The sequence below is a fragment of the Enterobacter cloacae complex sp. 2021EL-01169 genome, assembly GCF_020733125.1.
Classification (GTDB): Bacteria; Pseudomonadota; Gammaproteobacteria; order Enterobacterales; family Enterobacteriaceae; genus Enterobacter; species Enterobacter roggenkampii.
The window spans coordinates 863,599-882,494 of sequence record NZ_JAJFTC010000002.1; the positions used below are offsets into that span (position 1 = coordinate 863,599).

An 18,896-nucleotide genomic window follows, 5' to 3' on the forward strand; every position below is an offset into this window, starting at 1 on the left:
AAAAGTTAAGTGTCGCTTGGGTATCAAACACTCTGTCACCCACGCCACCTAACTGATTGATTTCATTGATATCACATCAATAAAAACGATAAAACCCCTGACTTCCCAACAAAATATATCAACTCGTGTGATATCTAAATTATAATTCTTATACTTCTGTTAAAAGGTGGAGGTCAAAATGCGATTAACCCTACTGCTGTTATGCTGTCTGGTACAGAGTGTAACCTGGGCTGGCGACCTGCCAAAACCAGTTGGTAAACCCATTTTAACGATTTCCGGTAATATAGAAAATACCAATGAAAATGGAAAAGCAGTGTTTGATCTCGCCAGCCTTGAAAAACTGGGTGTCGTGAGTTTCGAGACAACCTCCCCCTGGTATAACGGTCGTACGAAGTTTGAGGGTGTCCCAATGAGCAAGCTCATGGATTATGTGGGTGCAAAAGGTACGAACGTGAATGTTATTGCGCTCAATGATTACTCAACCATCATCCCTCTCAGCGACTTTAAAAAATACAACGCCATCCTTGCCTTAAAGGTCAATGGCGAATATATGCGCATCCGCGATAAAGGCCCATCGTTCATTGTATACCCCTATGACAGTCTTCCTGAGTTGAATAATCAGATTTATTACTCACGATCAGCATGGCAGGTAAGCAAAATGAAGATTGAGTAGTCGTTCAGGAGAACATAATGAACAGGATACTGGTTGGTATCATTTTTTCTCTTTTTATCACGACAGGATATATTGCATACCTTGTTTATGATCGTCAGCAAGAATTGCAAAAACTGACTCAATACACTGAGTCCTGGTCCGTGGCACAACTGGTATCAGAGTATTACCGTTTTGAATCATGGCTTGGTCTATACGCAACCGATACCGATGACGTTACGATAGACCAGGTCCGCATGCGCCTCGAAATTATGCTCAGTCAGGGCGATTTAATGAAGGGGGGCGATTTAGGTCGCTACATTGACAGCGATAAAACGCATCAGGAACTCGCTTTACGCTTAGAAAACATACTGGCCTATCTGGATAGCCATCTTGAAAATATGAGCCACCCGGCGTTAAAAGCATACCTGACAAATATGCATGAACTTGATGCACCGCTAAGCCAGCTTTCTGCCACGGCATTAACAAAAGATATTAACACAGTTAACGAATCCAATAAGAAAATACAGATACTGTATTATATCTACTCGGCACTTTCATTGCTCCTGGTGATTTTAAGCTTTATTCTTGGCTTCTTAATGATCTACCAGAATAAAAACATTCTGAAAGCACATATGCAGGTGAAAAGCCTGGCTGACGAGCTTCAAATATCAAAAGAAAAGCTGCAAATTCAGAACTCGAAGCTGGAGTATGATGTTTATCATGACTCCCTCACCGGCATGAAAAACCGCCTTTTCTTCTGGGACGATCTCAACAAAATTAATCTTCAGGCAGATAAAAACCACGTCCCCGTCACCGTAATGTTATTTGATTTAGACCGCTTCAAAGAGGTCAACGATACCTATGGCCATGATACGGGAGATTTGCTGCTGAATCAGGTATCCCGACGGCTGACCTCGATGAGCAGCGCAACGGATACGTTTTACCGCTTGGGCGGCGATGAATTCGCCCTTCTCTCCAGCGGACTCACGGAAACCGCCGCCGTTTCGCGCGCCAAAGAAATCAGCGATCATATCAGCCAGCCCTATACGATTAATAACCAGCTGATAAAAATTGCCACCTGCGTGGGTATCGTTTTATCAGATAATGAACGACGCTCTGATTATCTATACAAATTTGCCGATCTGGCCCTTTACGAAGCGAAAAAAGAAGGTTCGCAGCAGATCAAGGTCTTCCGGCAGTGGATGCTGCAGAGACTGCAGGAAAGCAGAACCCTTGAACATGATATGGCTCTGGCGATCGATCACAATGAATTCGTTGTGTATTACCAGCCTATTGTCGATTCATTCAGCAATGAAATTTACGGCTATGAAGCGCTTATTCGCTGGATACACCCGGTGAAAGGGATACTCGCGCCAGATTATTTTATTTCCGTCGCTGAAAAAACGGGGATGATCAATGAGATCGGCAAGTCGGTGCTTGAGATGGCCTGCCGGGAAGCGGTGTCCTGGGCGGTGCCGGCCAGGATCTCGGTGAACGTCTCACCCGTTCAGCTAGGCACGAAATCGTTTACCGCGATGGTGCAGTCCATCCTGAAAGAGACAGGGCTACCGGCCAGCCGACTTGAGCTAGAGGTAACAGAGTCTTCGCTCTTCAGTGACAGCAACATGCCGATCACTATTCTCAAAAAGCTCCGGGCACTGGGTGTCAAAATTTCCATCGATGATTTCGGAACGGGATATTCCTCGCTCTCACGACTGAGTGAACTGAATTTTGATAAAATTAAGATAGATAAATCCTTTGTGAATCCGATATCCACGCAGGATGATGCCCTTAATATCGTTAAATTGATTACCGGCATGGCGAAGAGCCTCAACATGCGGGTCATTGCTGAAGGTGTTGAAACCGAAGCGCAGCTTGAACGTCTTCAGGCGCTTGGCTGCGATCTCGTGCAGGGGTACCTGTTCGGAAAACCACAGGCTGAGATTGACAGGAAGATTAGATACGGTTGAAATGGTTGTCCGGTTGTTTCTGGCCAAAAATCACGTAGACGGTTGATAATCAAAGGTTAAACAATGAAAAAAACAGCCCCGGAGTATACGCCTGTTGATTTATCTCGTTGGCCAAGGAAGGAGCATTTTGAAGTCTTCCAGTCATTTGCTGAATGCACAATTAACCAAACCGTTCTGATCGACATTACCGCGCTGCGAAAACATATCAAAGCGGTGGGCTGGAAGTTTTACCCGACGATCATTTTTCTCCTGTCTAACATCATGAACCGGCATCCTGAGTTCCGTATGGCCATGAAGGACAATGAGCTTGTCATATGGAATGAAGTTCATCCCAGCTACACCATTTTCCACCCCGAAACGGAGACGTTTTCGTCACTGTGGAGCCACTATGACGGCAATATTCATCACTTCCAGAACACGTATGCAGAAGATACGGCCCGCTATGGTAATAGCCTTTCTTACTGGCCTAAGGAAGAGTCCCGGGAAAATGTCTTTTTCGTCTCGTCTATTCCGTGGGTTACGTTTACGAACTTTACGATGAACATTGCGCATATGAAGAACTTCTTTTCGCCTATGTTCACGTTTGGGAAATACTACGAGCAGGATGGAAAAGTGCTATTACCTCTCGCAGTGCAGGTGCATCATTCGGTGTGCGATGGCTTCCATGTGGCAAGGATGTTTAATGAGTTGCAGGAGATGTGTGATGGTTTGTCGGGGCTGTCGGAAGAAAGTTATAACTGAGTCGCAATAAATCTCTATGAAAAGAGGTAAATATTTTTTATTTGGTTGTAAAAGGACAGCGTGAAAGATGGTTCCGATAATAGGAACCATAAAAACACATAAACACCTGATTTTCAATAACAAACAAAAAAAACAATAATGAAATGCCCCCATTAATGCCCCCACATCATCTGTGTAAGGTCGGGAGATCCATGAAAGCTGTAGATATTTGAAGAAATCAAATTTCAGCACAATGGAGGTAAGGTGTGCGGAAGATGAAAACCCTCTCAAGAGGGTTTTCAACATATAGAAGATTACACAATAAATTTCTGTATCTGCATTATAACATTTTCGCCATACTTTCTTTTCAATCTGGCGATGAACATTGGTTCAATATAATTTGCAAAGCCAAGATATCCTTTAAGTTTGTATATTTCATCAACTTCAAGAACCTCATTTTTAAAATGATGAACCATAGCACTTATCATTCTTTTTCGCTCTCGACCCAAAGAGATTTTGTCATCATTACTCAAAGTCACCCCAGTAATATGACGATTGAATTTCTTCGACGAAAACACTGTTTTCTTATTATTTATCTTTATATCATTAAGACCAGTTTGCTTCAAAGAATCTTTAATTAAAGGAGGCAATGAAAAAAGAATGCCTTTTTTATTAGTACTGAATGTCAGATCGTCAGCATACCGTGTATATGTTATTCCATATTCATTACAAATATCAGAAACCATCTCATCAAAATAATACATGGTTACATTTGACACAAAGGGAGAAGATGGTGCACCAATACTTAATCGTAATGAGCTGTTCCTTCTCAGTTTCCAGAAGAATAAATTAGCTAAAATCAGTGAGTCACGCTCACTTAGTTTTAAGCCCTGCTTTCTAACACAAGTTAAAAACATCTCAGGCTTTATAGATAGGAAGAAATTCTTAAAATCCATTTTAAGCAAATATTGATTATTTACATGTTGCAAAGCATTATCCTTAATGCTCTTGCCCTTAACATAAGCCATTGATGCGTCATGTATTTTCAAATCATGTTGAAGCATACCCACAACGGTAAGTTGTAAGGTTTTGACCGTTCTAGCAGGTTGCGCTATTAGCCTGTCATCACCATTTCTTTTTTTGATATAGAATTGCTTATAGCGGCGGGGCATAGTATTGACATAACTAACAAATTCTTTCTCTGATAAAAAGACAGCTTGCGCGAGGAATTCTACAATATCCATCTTATGCCCCTCTCCTCTGCCTTATTTGCGAAAGAACATTACGACGTTTCTTTGCAGTTTCATCCATATGGCTTCCATCTAACTTAATGTAGGATTGAATAATAGCCATTCTCATATTTGGGGAGTCTTTTGTTCTACCTGCCTTTGTTCTGCCAAATTTAATTTTACTCAGCTTCGTATCTCTTACAAAAAAGTACATTGAACCACTATACTCTATTGATTCAATGAGCTTAAGAACATCTAAAAGATACAATAACTTAGAAATTCTACTAAGCGGAATATTTATGTCTAAGCAACTTAAAACCCATTCAATCTCCGTTATTTTAATGGGTTCAGACAATAAGATTACTTCTAATATCAAGGCTGCTATATGGCCTGAATTATCGCTTGAGAATTTCTCAGTTTTTGGAACAGAATCAAGCTTTCTTAATATGTCATTTGCAACATGCTCTAACTCAGGATAGTGCAACTTTTCTTTATCTGGCCAAGGGTATACGCTTACAGAGTCACCTGATAACCTACGAAGACTCTCTAGTGGCCCTAAGTAAATAAACGAAGAACGAGGAGGAATATCCTTCTCCTCATCCCCTGCCAGTTCTTCCGCAGGAACAAATACTAATAATCTATGAGCTAAAGATGTTTTATTTACAAACAGACCTAACTCAACGAGCGACCCTGCACTTTCTAAAAATATTACTACTAAGGTTGATATATTAGCTATATCATCCTCAAATTGCATTAAATCGGTATAAGCTCCGCTTTTAAAATAATCTTTAAAAGCTTCGGCCATCACGAGTGATTTTGAAGTCAAAGGATTACTTTCAGCAAAATATCTAAACACTCGCTCCCGTAAGCTGTCACCAATCTGAAGGGCTGGCCCACCACAAACAAACACTACCGGAGGGGTATAATGCACACTAAAGTTAGCAGTGGTAAGCTCCCCCCATTCAGCCAAGAGGGCATTCAGATACTCAGAGTCGTAAGAAGAGTCACTCAAAACAAACACTCCATGCGAAAAAAAACAAGGTGGCACTGCCACCTTGTATTCCCTTTACCTAGAGGATGCGCTAAATGCTTTTGGTGCGCTCCTGAGCTTGTGAAGGATCGTGCCAAAAGCATTTAGCGCAACCCAATCACACGCAATAAGTTAGAGTCTAGCGAAACGCCCGACTAAGGATTAACCTGATTGTTATCCTTCGCGTAAAGAGAAATTTATCATATCAAACCTATTAAGTTGATCAAGTCCGATAGTGGCCTAAACCTCACATCCACGAAAATCGCACTACACCGCACCCGCCTGCGGTTTTCAGATCGCAAAAATTTTTCAGTTGGGATTTTTTACAAATGATAGCGCCAGACCGCGCCACAACTGGGGATTTACAGCGAGCAGAGAACTGAAAAGAGTGAAAAGAATTTCAGCTTTTTTCAGTTTAGCTTTACTCCAGCATCGTAACCACTTTGTTTAAGCTATTGATAGTAAAGAGATATAAAATTTTAGATGAGATTTTTCATGATAACTGACGGCACACTTAAAAGTTAACAAGTTGATTATTAAAAACATTTTTTCTTAAGCCGCTGAAATTTAATGAACCGAAGCCGGGAAAATTTCAGTTACTCCCGGCGAGCCGTTCACTGGTTCTCTTTGGCTGCCAACAGGAGTTCTAATGCTTTTTGTCGCTCGTCCGGTGGCAGGGCATCCATTAGCTCTTTAATCCGTCCCTGGCCGCGCAAAGCGCTGGGACTAATCGTGTGTGAGAAGGAAACGTTCATCACAAACGTATGCCCACATTCTACATTTGAGCAATAACAGTACACATCTGATAATTTGGGGTGCTTTCGGTTTGTTTTCCTCACCGTTGCCGCAGACATACACTCCGGGCAGTAAATTTTCATCACTCGCATAGCGAAACCTCTATTGCCTCCCAGAAGAAAGGATTTTGGTTCCCCTGCATTTTGTTCTGAACGTGTAACACTTAACATTGGTAGCAAGTATTAAATTGAGAGGTAACGAGAGGTAACATACTGAGTTTTTTACCTCTGTTACAGGCCACCTCCATCAGATGGTTTATAGCTTTTATCTTTACCTTTAGCGGCGTCTACCTGACTGGCATTCAGCATCATCGAGGGTACATTTACTAAGCCGAACAGAAGATGCCCTGATTACCCCCCAATCGCATGTTGATTTCATGAGACAAGGGGTGACCTCAAACGACTAAAACAGCGTAATTTGTATGTTTTGAAAGGTTTTGTTGATGTGAATTGACGTGAGAAAACTAGAGGATGGTGCCGATAATAGGAGTCGAACCTACGACCTTCGCATTACGAATTATAAGAACTACCTTTTAACTCAATAACATACCCCGCCAACACTGCGCTCACACGCCCCATCTTCGAAAAACATGCAAAGCCTTGCAAACCGATGCAAAGCTTTGTGTGTCCCACTTTTGTCTCACATCACCGGGCAATCATCAAACTCACCAGAACGCGCATCGTTGATGATGTAGGTGATCACCCCGAACACCGGACGCGATGTGTCTGATGCTTCGTTCTTGTCAGGCAACCTCTCTCGCTTACCATTATCCAGATTCTCCAGGTGAGGCTCTGGATGAATACGATATCTTTTAATGCGGAACTCTCCACCGTCAGCGCAAACCAGCAATGACCCATCACACGGGCTCAATGATGCGTCCACAACAAGCAAAGCGCCACTCAGGATACCTTCACGATAATGCGTCGCACCGGCACGCATGAAGTACGTAGCCGCTGGCCTGGTTATGATGCGCTGGTCTAATGATATGCGTTGCTCTACAAAATCCTGCGCTGGACTCGGGAATCCCATGATGCACCTCCGATATTTACTGTATGTGCATACAGTATTATTGATCGGTGGTATCGATCAAGTCTGATTGTTGTCAGGATTTATCAGATAGCATCACTACCCATTAAGTGATGGTGGTGGCGGTGCTTAAACCCAGCCTTTAAGCTTCAGAAATTTAGCGACAAATTCTGCGTTAACTTCGGTGCCTGCAAACAGTGCCCCGTCCTTTTTCGTTATTGACGGATGCAGTTCATCGTCCCTCAGGGATGATGGAGTGATGCCATCCTTGATATCTGCCAGGTCTTGCTTGCTCTGCGGGTTGTGGTGATTCATGAAGTTCTGAAGCAGGTCTACACCATCAATTTCGCAATAATTTTCAGGGAAGGATTTCTTATACAGGCTGTTGATAAGCGCGATTTCATCAGCGCCCTTTGTGCCTTTTGGTTCGTATGACGCCGGGAACTCTGGAAGGATGACGAATCGGTTATTCCCTTTATCCATCCTGGCTACGATGGCCTTTGCATCACGCATGATTTCATCTGGTTGTGTGGAGTTGTTTCTCCCTAGCCATAAAAGATAGATAGATTTAGGATGATCTGGATAGCTGAATCTCTCTGGCACGTTATCCGTGGAAACTGTTGTCATAGGATAAACAGTTAATACAGACGGCTGATTCAAATAAGCAACTTCACCTTTGCCTTCTGGTGTGAAAGTAACCCTCTTTCCATCCCAGTCAAGAACGCCTCCCCTCCCGCCCAACTCGCAAGGTAAATGAACCCAATCCGCAGCAGCATTTCCCCATAGCCTTAACGGACCTGGAATATTAGGAGTGAGTTTGTTTTTCTCCCCGGGAGATAGAACACCATTTTCAGAAGCATAGCGTCTGTGGTACGCGCCATTCCTTAACGCTATGCTTTCTGATGTTGACCCTGATAGACCAAAGTTGAATACCTTGCATCCTGTCTCTGATATCAATTTCGCAGAAAATGTCTGGTTATTGCCGAAGAAAGAGTGGCCCCACAGGGATATTTGTGGTCGCTTAAGAATGCTGTAAGCACCATACCCACCCATACCAGACAGTGCGGCCATTCCTATTGTTGCTTTCAAAAAAGCTCTTCTGTTCATGCTCATCCTGAATTTAGCCGGTCAACTACAACCGGCTTATTGTATCAGAAGCTTCTCGATACTTCTTTTACTGTTCCGCTGAAGTCATTTCTGGCAAAGGAAATGAACTCGCCAGGAGGTACTACCGCATTGACTGCCCCCTTACATGACAGCGCGCTGCTATTCTGGAATGTGACATTTCCAGAGGCAGTATTTAGGAAGGTTGCAATCTGACCATCAAGGAGGTTGCTTACAGCAGTGACCGTAGTCGTGGTGTTAAGAGCATATTTTTTATTTGGGCTGTACTGTCTCATGTCCATACTGCCTCCAGGAACCTGAATGTATCCATCAGTTGCCTGGCTTATCAGGACCTGGTTTCCGTCGGTGAAATAGCTGTACTTATTGATAATGTACTGGTTCATTCCCAGACGAGGCTTTCTGACTGGATCAGAGATAATGATAGCGCCTGCTGTCTTATTGACAGAACCGGAGTTAACGCAGCCAAAAACATTTCCCTCTACTGTAGCTTGAGAGGCATTTAAGGCAGTGAAAGTGACATTTGTAGCGTTATCCTGATAGGATATGTTATTGTTTTTAAACTGAATGTTATTATCCATGACCAATGGAGCAACTTCTGTACAAAGAGCCTTAAAAGTACAGTCAGTAACGATTCCATCACCATGCATTTCTATTATTTTGCCAGAGCCATACCCAAATCCCATTGTCGTACCAATGAATGATATCGATGTGCATGCACCATCAACAGCAATATGGTATGCAGCATCAGCCGCACTTATACCGTAAACCGACATTTGCCGTTGCAAGGTGGCTCCAAATATTTGACCGCCTAGGAATTTAACATTATCAGTTCCCTGAAATACTATGGACGGATAGCGGTTTATCCTCTGGAAGTTCGGATCTACATCCGTTCCCGGGTAATCACCCTGTTCAAAGTGACAGTTATTAAATTCAAATCCGAATCCACTATTTATTCTGAGCTGGGCATTGTTAACCTCTAATCGACAACGGTTAAATGCAAGAAGGTTTGACCCATTGATGATGTTCAGCGCATAAATTGAACCATCAGTTCCGCAATCTAGAATTTCTAGCTGGTCAAAAAGCGTATCTTGCAGCTGGCTTAGTGTGAGTCCACCACCATGGAAACCTTCAACCACCAACCCTCTTACGTACCCCCCCCATCCACAGTTTGCTATCTGTACCCCAGCACCACTTACTCCAGCGCCTTTCGCCAGGACATGAATATCAATAAGGTTAAGACCACGTATGTATTCGTTATTGCTTGGTGGGTTGATAACAATGCAGTAACCAGACGCAACCTCTGAATAAATGATGAAACCTTTCTTAGCGTAAGGAGTTCCAGCAAAGCTGCCAATGGCAGGAGGTGAGTACATAAAACCGCGAAACTGTGGTGGTTTAGTGAATGTTATCTTCTTGGTTATTCTGACCGGTCCAGGGCCATAAAGTTGGCGATCGTTTGTTTCTGAATAAATGATTGCAGCCTGAAAGTTATCAGAATCATCCGTTACCCCATCACAAGCACACCCCCACCCTCTCAGATCTCCGTCTTCCCTCCATCTTTGCATCTGGATATAAGGGGCCATTGATGGGATAAGCGTATAGCCATTCGTTGCGGCAAGCGCTGCTAGCGAAGCCTTTAACGCAAGGGCTCCCTGTACGGTAGTGTTGCTTCCGGAATCATCGGTCGCTCCAACCTGAGTTGCACCGGTGGGTAATCCCAGTTGCGCCAGAACATCATCTGTTAACTGAACCCAGTTACTAAGCGTAGATGCTGGCGATGATGCCAGGCAAAATGAATACCCGAGATCGGTTCGTTTTGCTATATCCCCTACCTGTGCATCAAGTGCCAGCATTGCAGCCTGAGAGCTAACAACAAAAGGCTCTGTTAATGCGATCGCTGGTATCATTGATACCGGGATTTTTCCTCCTGAATCAAGGATGGCTATTCCTGATTTGGGAAGAACTGACACCTGTCCTGATGAATCAAACTGCACCAGGGAATCATGCCTGTCAGCCGCAGCCGGAAGAATCGAGATAGACTCACCCACAGGAACTCTAAGGCACTGGCTTACTGCAGCAGCAGCGGCGTTACCCGCTTCAGATGCAGATGCTGCAGCCTGAGTAGCTGATGCACTTGCTGATGCAGCCAGTGCGTTTACCGCAGCTTCCGTATTTACTACAGACTGAGCTGATGAAGCTGCCGCAGCGGCTGAGGCTGCTGCCTGCCCTGCATAGTCTGGAGCCTGCTCAAGCTTATCCGCGTATAATTTTGCCTGAGCTGCAGCCGTCTCGGATATAGAGGCATATTTCTTAGCATTTGCTGTATCAGTAAAAGACATATGCAGCCCTTAATATTTAATGCAGTTAAGGATGGAAATGTTTTTGACGCGGTTCTCAATAGCACCAGTCATTTGAAATGCTGGAGCGTCTGGACCGGATGGTTGAGTTATCCCTGATGCATAAAGTGGTGACTTATTTGCTTCTACTGCAAAAACAGTGCTGCCACCGGCGCTGCCATTTGAACCAAGGAATTTGAGGTCGATAGTTTTTACCGCGTCAGGCTGGTAGCTACCGAACACGCGCCCACTATCACGACCAGAGCCCAAATCAGCGCCCCTAAGCACTACGCCTCGGGCATCGGGAAGGTTGAATGTCGTTGAGCCGTCTCCTGCCCCATAGAGAGTCCCTACACGAGAAAACAGACGCGCATATGTAACCCTGCTCACCGCAGAGCCATTCGCAATTAACCATCCTTCAGGTGCGCTATTCATGGCAAACGCAGCTACCATGCCGACCATGTCATTATTTGGGTTGTACGTTTCGTCGGTAATATTTACGCCGTCACAGAAAAGCCTTGATGCCAGCCCTGGAATGACTGCAATCCCCGTTCCGGCCGCTGTTTTGCAGGTGATAGAGAAGTTACCGGTGCAGTTGTTGTAAACAACCCATGATTTGATCCACGCAGGGAATATCAGGTTGACGTTTGCAGTTAATGCCCCGGTGATAATGATTCTGTCTTTGGCTGCCTGAAGTGATGACATGACAATGCTGCCTGATGTCATCGTGATCTGAGTTATGCCATAGTTGTTTATCGGAACCCATCCAGTCGTTGCGCCGGTTGCCGATTCAGGAGGTGTGCTATTTGCTTCATTAAGATTCAGCCATTGTCCGGTATATACTGAGCTTGGAACGATTGCACCTTTTGGATATCCGCTTACAGCATCAGAGAAGTCCTGACTGAATGGGTAGGTCATTCCTGCGTTTTGCCACTGTTGTTGAAGCGTCGCAGAATAAAGAACCCCATTCATATCCTTGCCTGATGGTGGAATTCCTCCAGCGCTCAATGGCTGCATGGTGATGGATGGAAACCCCTTATCAAAGGTGGCCACACCGTTGTTATCTGTTGTGGTGCTTGAATCAACAGGGATAGTATTTTTCAGTCCATTTACACCAAATGCTTTAGTGATTCTTGATGGGATATCAGAAGAGTTCATGTCATACCTGCTGAACAATATTAACTGTTACCCCAATTGGGGCAGGAAGCGCACCTGAGCTTTGAACAATGGCAAGTTCAGCTGTTGAAAGCTGGAATTCGAAGACGTAACTCATGACCATCTCACCATCATTTCTGACATAGCATTTGCCACTGTCGCCGAACATAAACATCAGCAACTTATTCAGGTTTGGAATGGTGCAATCTGAGATATTTGCCGCCGCCTTCATCATGATTAGCTTGCGGTAAACGTCATTTGTGAGCGTTACGGTTGAGGTTAAAAGCTCGCCGGAATAGAAAGGTGCCTGGTTAAAAGGTTGTGGATCGTCAACAAGAATCGGGTCTGATGATGCCTCATTAAATCCGAAGTAAATCTTGTTCTCTGTAACCGTCAGCTGCCTGCTGACAACCACGATTTTTCCCCATACGTCTAGCCCGTAGGTATCTGCTGTCTGGATGTTCCATATCACGTCATAGAAATCATCAAGAAAACCTTCGATACCTACTGCTTCATTGAACGAGTAAATCAGGGATTTCAGTTTCGGGCTGTCGGCATATTGCGTCAGGATGGTATCCGCGACGTTTATCATGCCAGTGTCACCGAGATGTTTGATGCGTCCAGTGTCGGCACTTCATCAATGCCAAAGGACGCAGAGGTTTGATATGTGGTTCCGTCGCGGCTAATAGTGATACTGAAGATATCTACATTGTCGCTATCTATAGCCTGTACACCCGCGTAATAACGGCCAGCATAAATAGTTGAACCGATGCGAGCTCTCGTGCCGCCATCTTCGCCATTAAATGCGCTGATGATCGCGTTCTGTACAAGTGTTGCGATATTTCCCGGCAGGGCATTATTGCTGGCGAGTTCGACCTTGAAATAAACACTTACCGCTGATGGTGTTTGCCACTTAATTTCATACTCAGGATATGGTTGTACGTAATTAACATCATCTACAACCGTATATGTGGTGTTTCCAACCATTGACGGGCCAGGTGGAAGCTTCTGCCATATAGCCTTTGCGATATCTGCAGACGTGCCACCGTACACACATACGTAAAGTGAGTGAGGTTCCAGAGATACGTTTGTGAAGCCCTTCGTTATCGTCAGCCCGGTGTTGTTTTGCGTCACGTACGCGTCGGTAACTCCGCTGACTGCCAGTACGTTGGCGTACACCGCTCCGAGTTGATTGTTGGAGTTACCAGCAACCGACTGCTTGCGGCGATACTCAAAGTTAGCCCTACTCTCTACTTCATTACCCAACACTCCGGCAGTGGCATTGGTAATGCCTGACCAGCCCTGAATCGCTCGATAAATCGTATTAAGCGCCCCAATCGGGCAGGCTATAGGTCCAGACGCCTGATTCTGGAAAACCACATCCACAGAGCCAGAAGAAGGGATAACAGCGTCAGCTAGTGAGAAGTACAGGTAACCGCTGGTATCCTGCGCAATGCTGTTTGCCGGGATAACTGTACCCACCAGTCCGGTGCAGGTTGCGGTAACTGTTGTGCCAATCGCCGCGATACGATCAATGAAGTAAATCTGCCCGATCGCATCCTGCATGCGACCTTCAGCAAAGTCAGGGTTAATCTGGTTAACCAGCCATGCCAGATTGTCATTCTTGTCTCCGATGATTGCCGTGTCGCTCATGGCAATCTGTCCCTGCGGAGTCGTCAGACTCTTACTCATCCCTCCGCCCATGGCGGTATCAAGGTCAGTTAATCGCCCGTTGAGAATGTCTATCTCATCAGGAACGGCAATGCCGGTAGCGGAAAACGTGACAGAGGGGACGGCTGTGCTAACTGTTACTTCAGCCATTTTTTACCTCAGAATTGGATTGTGGTCTGAACGTTGTTCGTGTCGGTTATGGTCATAACGCCGGATGCAAGGCGATCTGCTTTGCCAACCGTTGTGGTGCAGAATGCAGCTTGAACATATGGGAGCTTTTTGGCCTCGGTAGCCATCTTGGTATTGATAAGCTGAGTGCCAGGCCAGTGACCTAGAATCCGCTCGTAATACGGAATCCCCAGCGTGGTGTCATACCATGCCTCTCCCAGGAAGGTTGAGCATGCGCAAGCAACGTCCTGTGCAACCGCATAGGGATTGGAGGTAATAGCCATACTTCCGGTGTCGTCTAGCGTGATATCCCACTGGTCAGTCAGAAGCAGTGATTTGGTGAGCATGTAAACTCCGGGCAATAAAAAACCCGCCGTAGCGGGTTAGTTTGTTGGTGTGCTTGTCTGGCCTCCGCCAGTTTCCACGCCACCGTGTTTGTGCGTACTCAGATGGATTCCGTTTCCTGTGACTTCTCCTGTCGCAGTAATTGTGCCACCGAATGTCGCATTACCACCGAAGCTACCTGAGCCCTGAGTAAGCTGTCCGTTTGCTTCAATGATTGGGGCATTTAGAGATATTTTGTCATCAGCGTTAACCACAACGGTGTTGCCGTTTACCTGGACAACCAGAGGAGAAACGATATCAATCCCATCATTGGCAAACTTCACATACTGGCTTGGCTCAGCGTTCAGCACTCCACCGAGATAGATGCCATCTGATTTGTTGTGTACGCGCAGAGATGCAGGGAGGGATTCTTTCTTCTCATTCCTGACGTTGGTGATGTCCCTGTCGCAGCAGAGCATGAGTCCTATATCGCCTTCAACTGGATCCATTATCACCGCACTTGCACCGCGCTGAAGTCGCCACACTGGCACGTTGAATACCGGAGTATTGCTATTCCTTGAGCCATCAGCAGCAAATCCGCTTACCAGAGGTGTTACATCGAGAAGTGGGCCATCTTTTACCTTGTTAACGATAACCAACTGAATGAAGGCATTTCGTGACATTAACGTGTTGAAAATAAATTCGTTAATGTTTGCCTCGCAGTTTACATCCTGAGGCTTAAAGGAGAATTCACCTTTCTTAGTCATTTACAGCTCCGCCTCCTGGTTCGCCACAACAAATGAAAACCACGGGCCGCCCTCTACCCACGCCGATATGATGTGCCTGACTGTGTTTATGGTGTACATCCCAGAAGCGCCGGGAAGGTCTGTTTCGAGCTTCATCTTTCTTGGCGCGATAAGGTTTGATGAGAACATTGTCGTTAGGTAGAGGCCGTCTCTTGTCCATGTTGGATAGCCAATAAGGCCGTGCTCTTTGGATACAAACGGAACAATGTCATCCCACGATCCGTTAATTGACCAGATGCGAATAATCCCCGTACTGCAGTCAATATTCAGATTTGCGGACTTCGCCAACTGGATAATCTGGCTTACCGGGTCGCCAACTACATGAGGGTTGCTTAAAGGAAACTTAATATCCTCAAGCACAGAAACCATAATCCCAAGAGGGTCGGCAATAGACCTGATCGCATCGATTACATCGACGCTTCCCTCAACTGAGAATGGCTGTGACGGGAGAGACCTTTCTGCACCCAGCGCATGAGCCTCAATGACCAAAGGAGCATCAGGAGCCTCATTAAAGTCAGTTGTTGCAAATGTTATCGTCCCCACAAAAATAAGCTCATCCTGAGCCCAGACCTTCATGTAGTTATTCTTCGTCGGTCCCCTCAGGTTACCCGCATAGCTCAGCTTCGCCATGTTGCTCAGGCTCAGGCCATAAACACGGCACGACAGCGTGGTAAGCGCCGAGCCACCATAGCCGTTATATTCAACGATGGCTTTGGCGTTTTCTATGGTGAGAACGTTGTCCTGTGATGGTCCCTGAGAACCATCAAATACCTGGTCCGTGAGAGTGAACTGGATTTTAATGTTGCGCTTTTTATAGGACATTGCTCATCTCTTCTTCCGTGGCGTAGAAAAGTTTGAAGCGTGAACCTAGCTCATCATAAACAGGATCCAAATCGCCTTTGGTGTCTGCAAAGAACAACTCACCCTTAAACTTCAGGTACGGGTATCTGATGATTTTATTGCAGTTCAGGCAAAGCACCCCCTGAGCTATCCATACCCCGCTTAACGCCACATCGATAAACATGCCGGTGCTTCTCTGGTTAATCCTTAGAGTTACACGCTGCCCTCCAAGCGACACCTGCAGTGTCTGCCCCTTAACAGGTTGAAGTGATATCGTCTGCATCAGGATAGCCCCTTAACCAGTTCATCTACTGTCGTTGAAAGATTGTTGATAGCAGATGTAGCGGCACCATTTATGGCACTGGTAGCTCCTGAAGTTACGCCGGTTACAGCATTGCTCACTGAAGTGGCTACCGATACTGCTGCGCTGCTTAATGACTGCTTAAGCCCGGTTAAGGCACCCTTGACATCATCAAGAGTGCTTTCTGATGCGTTGGCATTAACCTGCTTTGAATCAACTGCCCCTCCTTTTGAGATGGCATTTTGAGATGGCTGGTTGTTTGCTGTTGTGTTAGACAGCCCTACCTCGGCCTCCTGCAGAACGGCCTGAAATATAGCCTCGACAGTCAGTAATGTGACGTCACGTTCTGATGTCCGGTAATTGTATCTGACCAGGTCATAGTCTTCGTAGGTGGTGTCAGGGGTCTCGATGTCGTAAAGCTGAGTGTCATCAACCATCGCATCAAGTGCGGCCAGCATGTCAGAGCGACTCGTCAGGGTGAAGTTGGTCAGGTTTGGTATGCTTCCACTAAACCCCGTCCAGCCTTCAAGGTTAAACAAAACCCTGATGATGGCCGGTCGCTTAACCTTGTTAAAACTGGTATATGAACCCTCTTCAATGGGTGCGGAAACCACAGAAGCATCAGCACCATACTCAATCCCCATAAATGAAGATGGGGACAATGCCCTTAAGCCTGATTTCAGGTAAATCCCGTAACCAGGCGAAAGGGTACTGTTGATAATGGAAAAGATGTTTCCGCTGTTTATCGCACTGAGGAGCGTTGTTTCGTTTAAACTAAACATCAGCTATTTTGCCCCGTGAGAAAGGTTTGAGTAAGGCTGCTCTGAGCCATGCCTTTATTCGCGGCCTCTTTTGCCAGGCTATCGAGGGTTCTTGACTCTGTTTTAATGGTGGTGTTCTGGAAGGTGATGTTTGTCCCGCCGCCTACCGAGGCTGAGCCAGCCTGATATGAATATCGCTGTGATGCCTGCATTCTTGAGATAATCTGGGGCGCATAGTTCCTTGCCTCTTCAGGAGCATTTGCCATCCCCTTCTTCTCAAGGTTGCCCATTCCCCAGTTATAAGCAGTCAGGGCTTTCTGCAGATCGCCGCCATATCTCTGAAGAAGTGAGCCCATATATTTGGCACCCGCCTCAAGAGATTTCATTGGGTCGAACTCTTCCCCATGAATACCGAAGTCTTTGGCGGTGCCTGGCATGAACTGCATTAAACCCTTCGCTCCTGCCCCTGATACGGCGTTCGGATTCCAACCTGACTCTTGGGTTACCTGAGCATCAAGAAGGCCTTCAGGGAGGCCATATTGCTTCTCTAGACGAGATGTTTCACCTGAGAATAGGTTTCTCAATCCTTCTGCTTTCTCGCCAAGCCATTTACCGACGCTACGAGTGTCAAACCCGGTTTTATCCTTTATCCAGTCAGCGGCAGAGTTTGCGCTATCTGTAACTCCTGGAAGAGCGTCTTCCCCGCTACCCATCTTGAACAGAGATTTAACTTTGTCGCCAAATGTCGAGAAGTCCAGGTTAAAGAGGCTTTTGAAAGCGTCAATAATCAGCTCTACGGTCTGCCGACCCTCATCAAGGTTTTGATTGAGGTTCTTAATGTCGCCAGATAACGTCCAGTCTTTCGTATCGATACTGAGCAGATCACCCACAGCCTTAGAAACATCCGTTACATCCTTCCAGAGGATTGAGAATGTCTTCCCTAACTCATCGAATGAAGCGTTAATTTCCGGACCATGCCTTTCTACCCACGCGCTCATTGAATTAAGTGCGTCCAGTATCTTCCATACTGCAGGCAGCAGATTTTCATACAGGGTGAGCGATGTGGACTCCCACGACTGCCTTACCCTGACGAACTGCTCGTTTAATCGTCGCGCCTTATCTGTCAGGGCATCAGTTTGCTTGGACGTACCTTCAAATGACTTCTGCAAATCCAGAAGACGCCCGCTAGATAGACCCTGAACTGTCGCATTATCGAAACCAAGCCTCTGCCCATACATGCGCTGCTGGTTTTTATTCAGCTTGTTCCAGTTTTCAGCCAGGTACTGCATGATTTGGCTGGCATTCTGGTTGGTATCAAACTTAGTTCCGGTCTGGGCGCTAAAAGCAAAGAGAGTGTTGAGCGTATCGTCAGCACCAAAGCCAGAGTTAAACTGAGACATCGAGCTCTGGAACTTCTGCAGGTTTGAGCTCATTGATGCAGCAGAAGAACCTACCGCATCAGCTGACTTAACCCAGCCATCAAGAGCTTTGGCTGATGTGTCTATGGCAGAGGACTGCACACCTAAATCAACCAGGGATTTTGTAGTGTCGGTGATGAAGTTTTTAACACCATTCGCACTAAGCGCTATACCGGCAAGGGCCAGCATGCTCTTGCCGATATTGGTAAAGAACGAAGAGGCTTTCTTTCCGTAAACCTCCATATCCTTTGCGGTCTGCTCGGCGTTGTCCCTGGTATCCTTGAGACCTTTTTTTACTTCCTTTTGCCCAGCTTTGAAGTCTGACGGATCAAGGCCAAGTTTGACTATCAGTGAATCAATAACTGTTGCCATTACCAGGCCTCACTTGCTCTGTCGATTACCATTTGGTTGTAGTTATCAATGGTGATAATTTCCAGCCACCACCATAAATCCTGCACACCCAGCGTCGTGCTTAGCTCTGTCAGCGAGCATTTACCCGATGACATGACAGTAGCTATTGTTTTAGGCACGTTGGTGTACTCGGCAAGGCCAGCGATTTGCTGGCCCAT

Annotated in this window: 19 protein-coding genes; 3 read left to right on the top strand and 16 right to left on the bottom strand. The window is 45.7% G+C overall.

Annotation, left to right across the window (positions count from 1 at the left end; all coding sequences use genetic code 11):
- Positions 1-178: 178 nt before the first annotated feature.
- From LLF79_RS10505 to catA, 3 genes are all read left to right on the top strand, one after another.
- Complete coding sequence (locus LLF79_RS10505) at positions 179-673, top strand: molybdopterin-dependent oxidoreductase (protein ID WP_008503255.1); 495 nt, start codon at positions 179-181, stop codon at positions 671-673.
- Positions 674-690: 17 nt separating this feature from the next.
- Positions 691-2,622 carry a bifunctional diguanylate cyclase/phosphodiesterase gene (locus tag LLF79_RS10510; RefSeq protein ID WP_023343455.1) on the top strand — a complete coding sequence of 644 codons (1,932 nt, stop codon included), beginning with the start codon at positions 691-693 and terminating at the stop codon, positions 2,620-2,622.
- A gap of 63 nt (positions 2,623-2,685) precedes the next feature.
- A complete protein-coding gene (gene catA, locus LLF79_RS10515) occupies positions 2,686-3,363 on the top strand; it encodes a type A chloramphenicol O-acetyltransferase (RefSeq protein WP_196095569.1) in 678 nt (225 codons plus the stop codon).
- 293 nt (positions 3,364-3,656) lie between these two features.
- On the opposite strand, the gene LLF79_RS10520 is transcribed toward catA, so the two are convergent.
- The 16 genes from LLF79_RS10520 to LLF79_RS10595 form a co-directional block, all read right to left on the bottom strand.
- Positions 3,657-4,586, bottom strand: coding sequence for a retron St85 family RNA-directed DNA polymerase (locus tag LLF79_RS10520; protein ID WP_196095571.1), 930 nt, complete (start codon positions 4,584-4,586; stop codon positions 3,657-3,659).
- A 1-nt stretch (position 4,587) separates the two neighbouring features.
- Positions 4,588-5,625 (bottom strand): retron St85 family effector protein, encoded by a 1,038-nt coding sequence (locus tag LLF79_RS10525; RefSeq protein ID WP_227879470.1) that lies wholly within the window; start codon positions 5,623-5,625, stop codon positions 4,588-4,590.
- A gap of 590 nt (positions 5,626-6,215) precedes the next feature.
- Positions 6,216-6,488 (bottom strand): ogr/Delta-like zinc finger family protein, encoded by a 273-nt coding sequence (locus LLF79_RS10530; RefSeq protein WP_196095573.1) that lies wholly within the window; start codon positions 6,486-6,488, stop codon positions 6,216-6,218.
- A 547-nt stretch (positions 6,489-7,035) separates the two neighbouring features.
- Positions 7,036-7,425, bottom strand: coding sequence for a S24 family peptidase (locus LLF79_RS10535; protein ID WP_227879471.1), 390 nt, complete (start codon positions 7,423-7,425; stop codon positions 7,036-7,038).
- 126 nt (positions 7,426-7,551) lie between these two features.
- Positions 7,552-8,529, bottom strand: coding sequence for a hypothetical protein (locus tag LLF79_RS10540; RefSeq protein WP_227879472.1), 978 nt, complete (start codon positions 8,527-8,529; stop codon positions 7,552-7,554).
- Positions 8,530-8,573: 44 nt separating this feature from the next.
- A complete protein-coding gene (locus tag LLF79_RS10545; RefSeq protein ID WP_227879473.1) occupies positions 8,574-10,886 on the bottom strand; it encodes a hypothetical protein in 2,313 nt (770 codons plus the stop codon).
- A 9-nt stretch (positions 10,887-10,895) separates the two neighbouring features.
- The gene (locus LLF79_RS10550; RefSeq protein WP_227879474.1) at positions 10,896-12,041 is read right to left on the bottom strand and encodes a phage tail protein; all 1,146 of its coding nucleotides are present in this window, start codon (positions 12,039-12,041) and stop codon (positions 10,896-10,898) included.
- 1 nt (position 12,042) lies between these two features.
- On the bottom strand, positions 12,043-12,630 hold the full coding sequence (locus LLF79_RS10555) for a DUF2612 domain-containing protein (RefSeq protein WP_227879475.1): 588 nt from the start codon (positions 12,628-12,630) through the stop codon (positions 12,043-12,045).
- Positions 12,627-13,859 carry a baseplate J/gp47 family protein gene (locus LLF79_RS10560; protein WP_227879476.1) on the bottom strand — a complete coding sequence of 411 codons (1,233 nt, stop codon included), beginning with the start codon at positions 13,857-13,859 and terminating at the stop codon, positions 12,627-12,629. The genes LLF79_RS10555 and LLF79_RS10560 overlap by 4 nt, the downstream gene beginning before the upstream one ends.
- Positions 13,860-13,867: 8 nt before the next feature.
- Positions 13,868-14,224, bottom strand: a complete 357-nt coding sequence (locus LLF79_RS10565; protein WP_227879477.1) for a hypothetical protein — start codon at positions 14,222-14,224, stop codon at positions 13,868-13,870.
- 36 nt (positions 14,225-14,260) lie between these two features.
- Entirely contained in the window at positions 14,261-14,968 is a 708-nt protein-coding gene (locus LLF79_RS10570; RefSeq protein ID WP_099707914.1) for an oxidoreductase, read from the bottom strand.
- A complete protein-coding gene (locus LLF79_RS10575; RefSeq protein ID WP_110775705.1) occupies positions 14,969-15,829 on the bottom strand; it encodes a hypothetical protein in 861 nt (286 codons plus the stop codon). It lies immediately after the preceding gene.
- The gene (locus LLF79_RS10580; RefSeq protein WP_063858642.1) at positions 15,819-16,130 is read right to left on the bottom strand and encodes a phage baseplate plug protein; all 312 of its coding nucleotides are present in this window, start codon (positions 16,128-16,130) and stop codon (positions 15,819-15,821) included. Before LLF79_RS10580 ends, LLF79_RS10575 begins: the two co-directional genes overlap by 11 nt.
- Positions 16,130-16,930 (bottom strand): hypothetical protein, encoded by an 801-nt coding sequence (locus LLF79_RS10585; RefSeq protein ID WP_227879478.1) that lies wholly within the window; start codon positions 16,928-16,930, stop codon positions 16,130-16,132. The genes LLF79_RS10580 and LLF79_RS10585 overlap by 1 nt, the downstream gene beginning before the upstream one ends.
- Positions 16,930-18,699: a lytic transglycosylase domain-containing protein gene (locus tag LLF79_RS10590; RefSeq protein WP_227879479.1), complete on the bottom strand. Its 1,770-nt coding sequence runs from the start codon at positions 18,697-18,699 to the stop codon at positions 16,930-16,932. The genes LLF79_RS10585 and LLF79_RS10590 overlap by 1 nt, the downstream gene beginning before the upstream one ends.
- Entirely contained in the window at positions 18,699-18,896 is a 198-nt protein-coding gene (locus LLF79_RS10595) for a hypothetical protein (RefSeq protein WP_013098038.1), read from the bottom strand. Before LLF79_RS10595 ends, LLF79_RS10590 begins: the two co-directional genes overlap by 1 nt.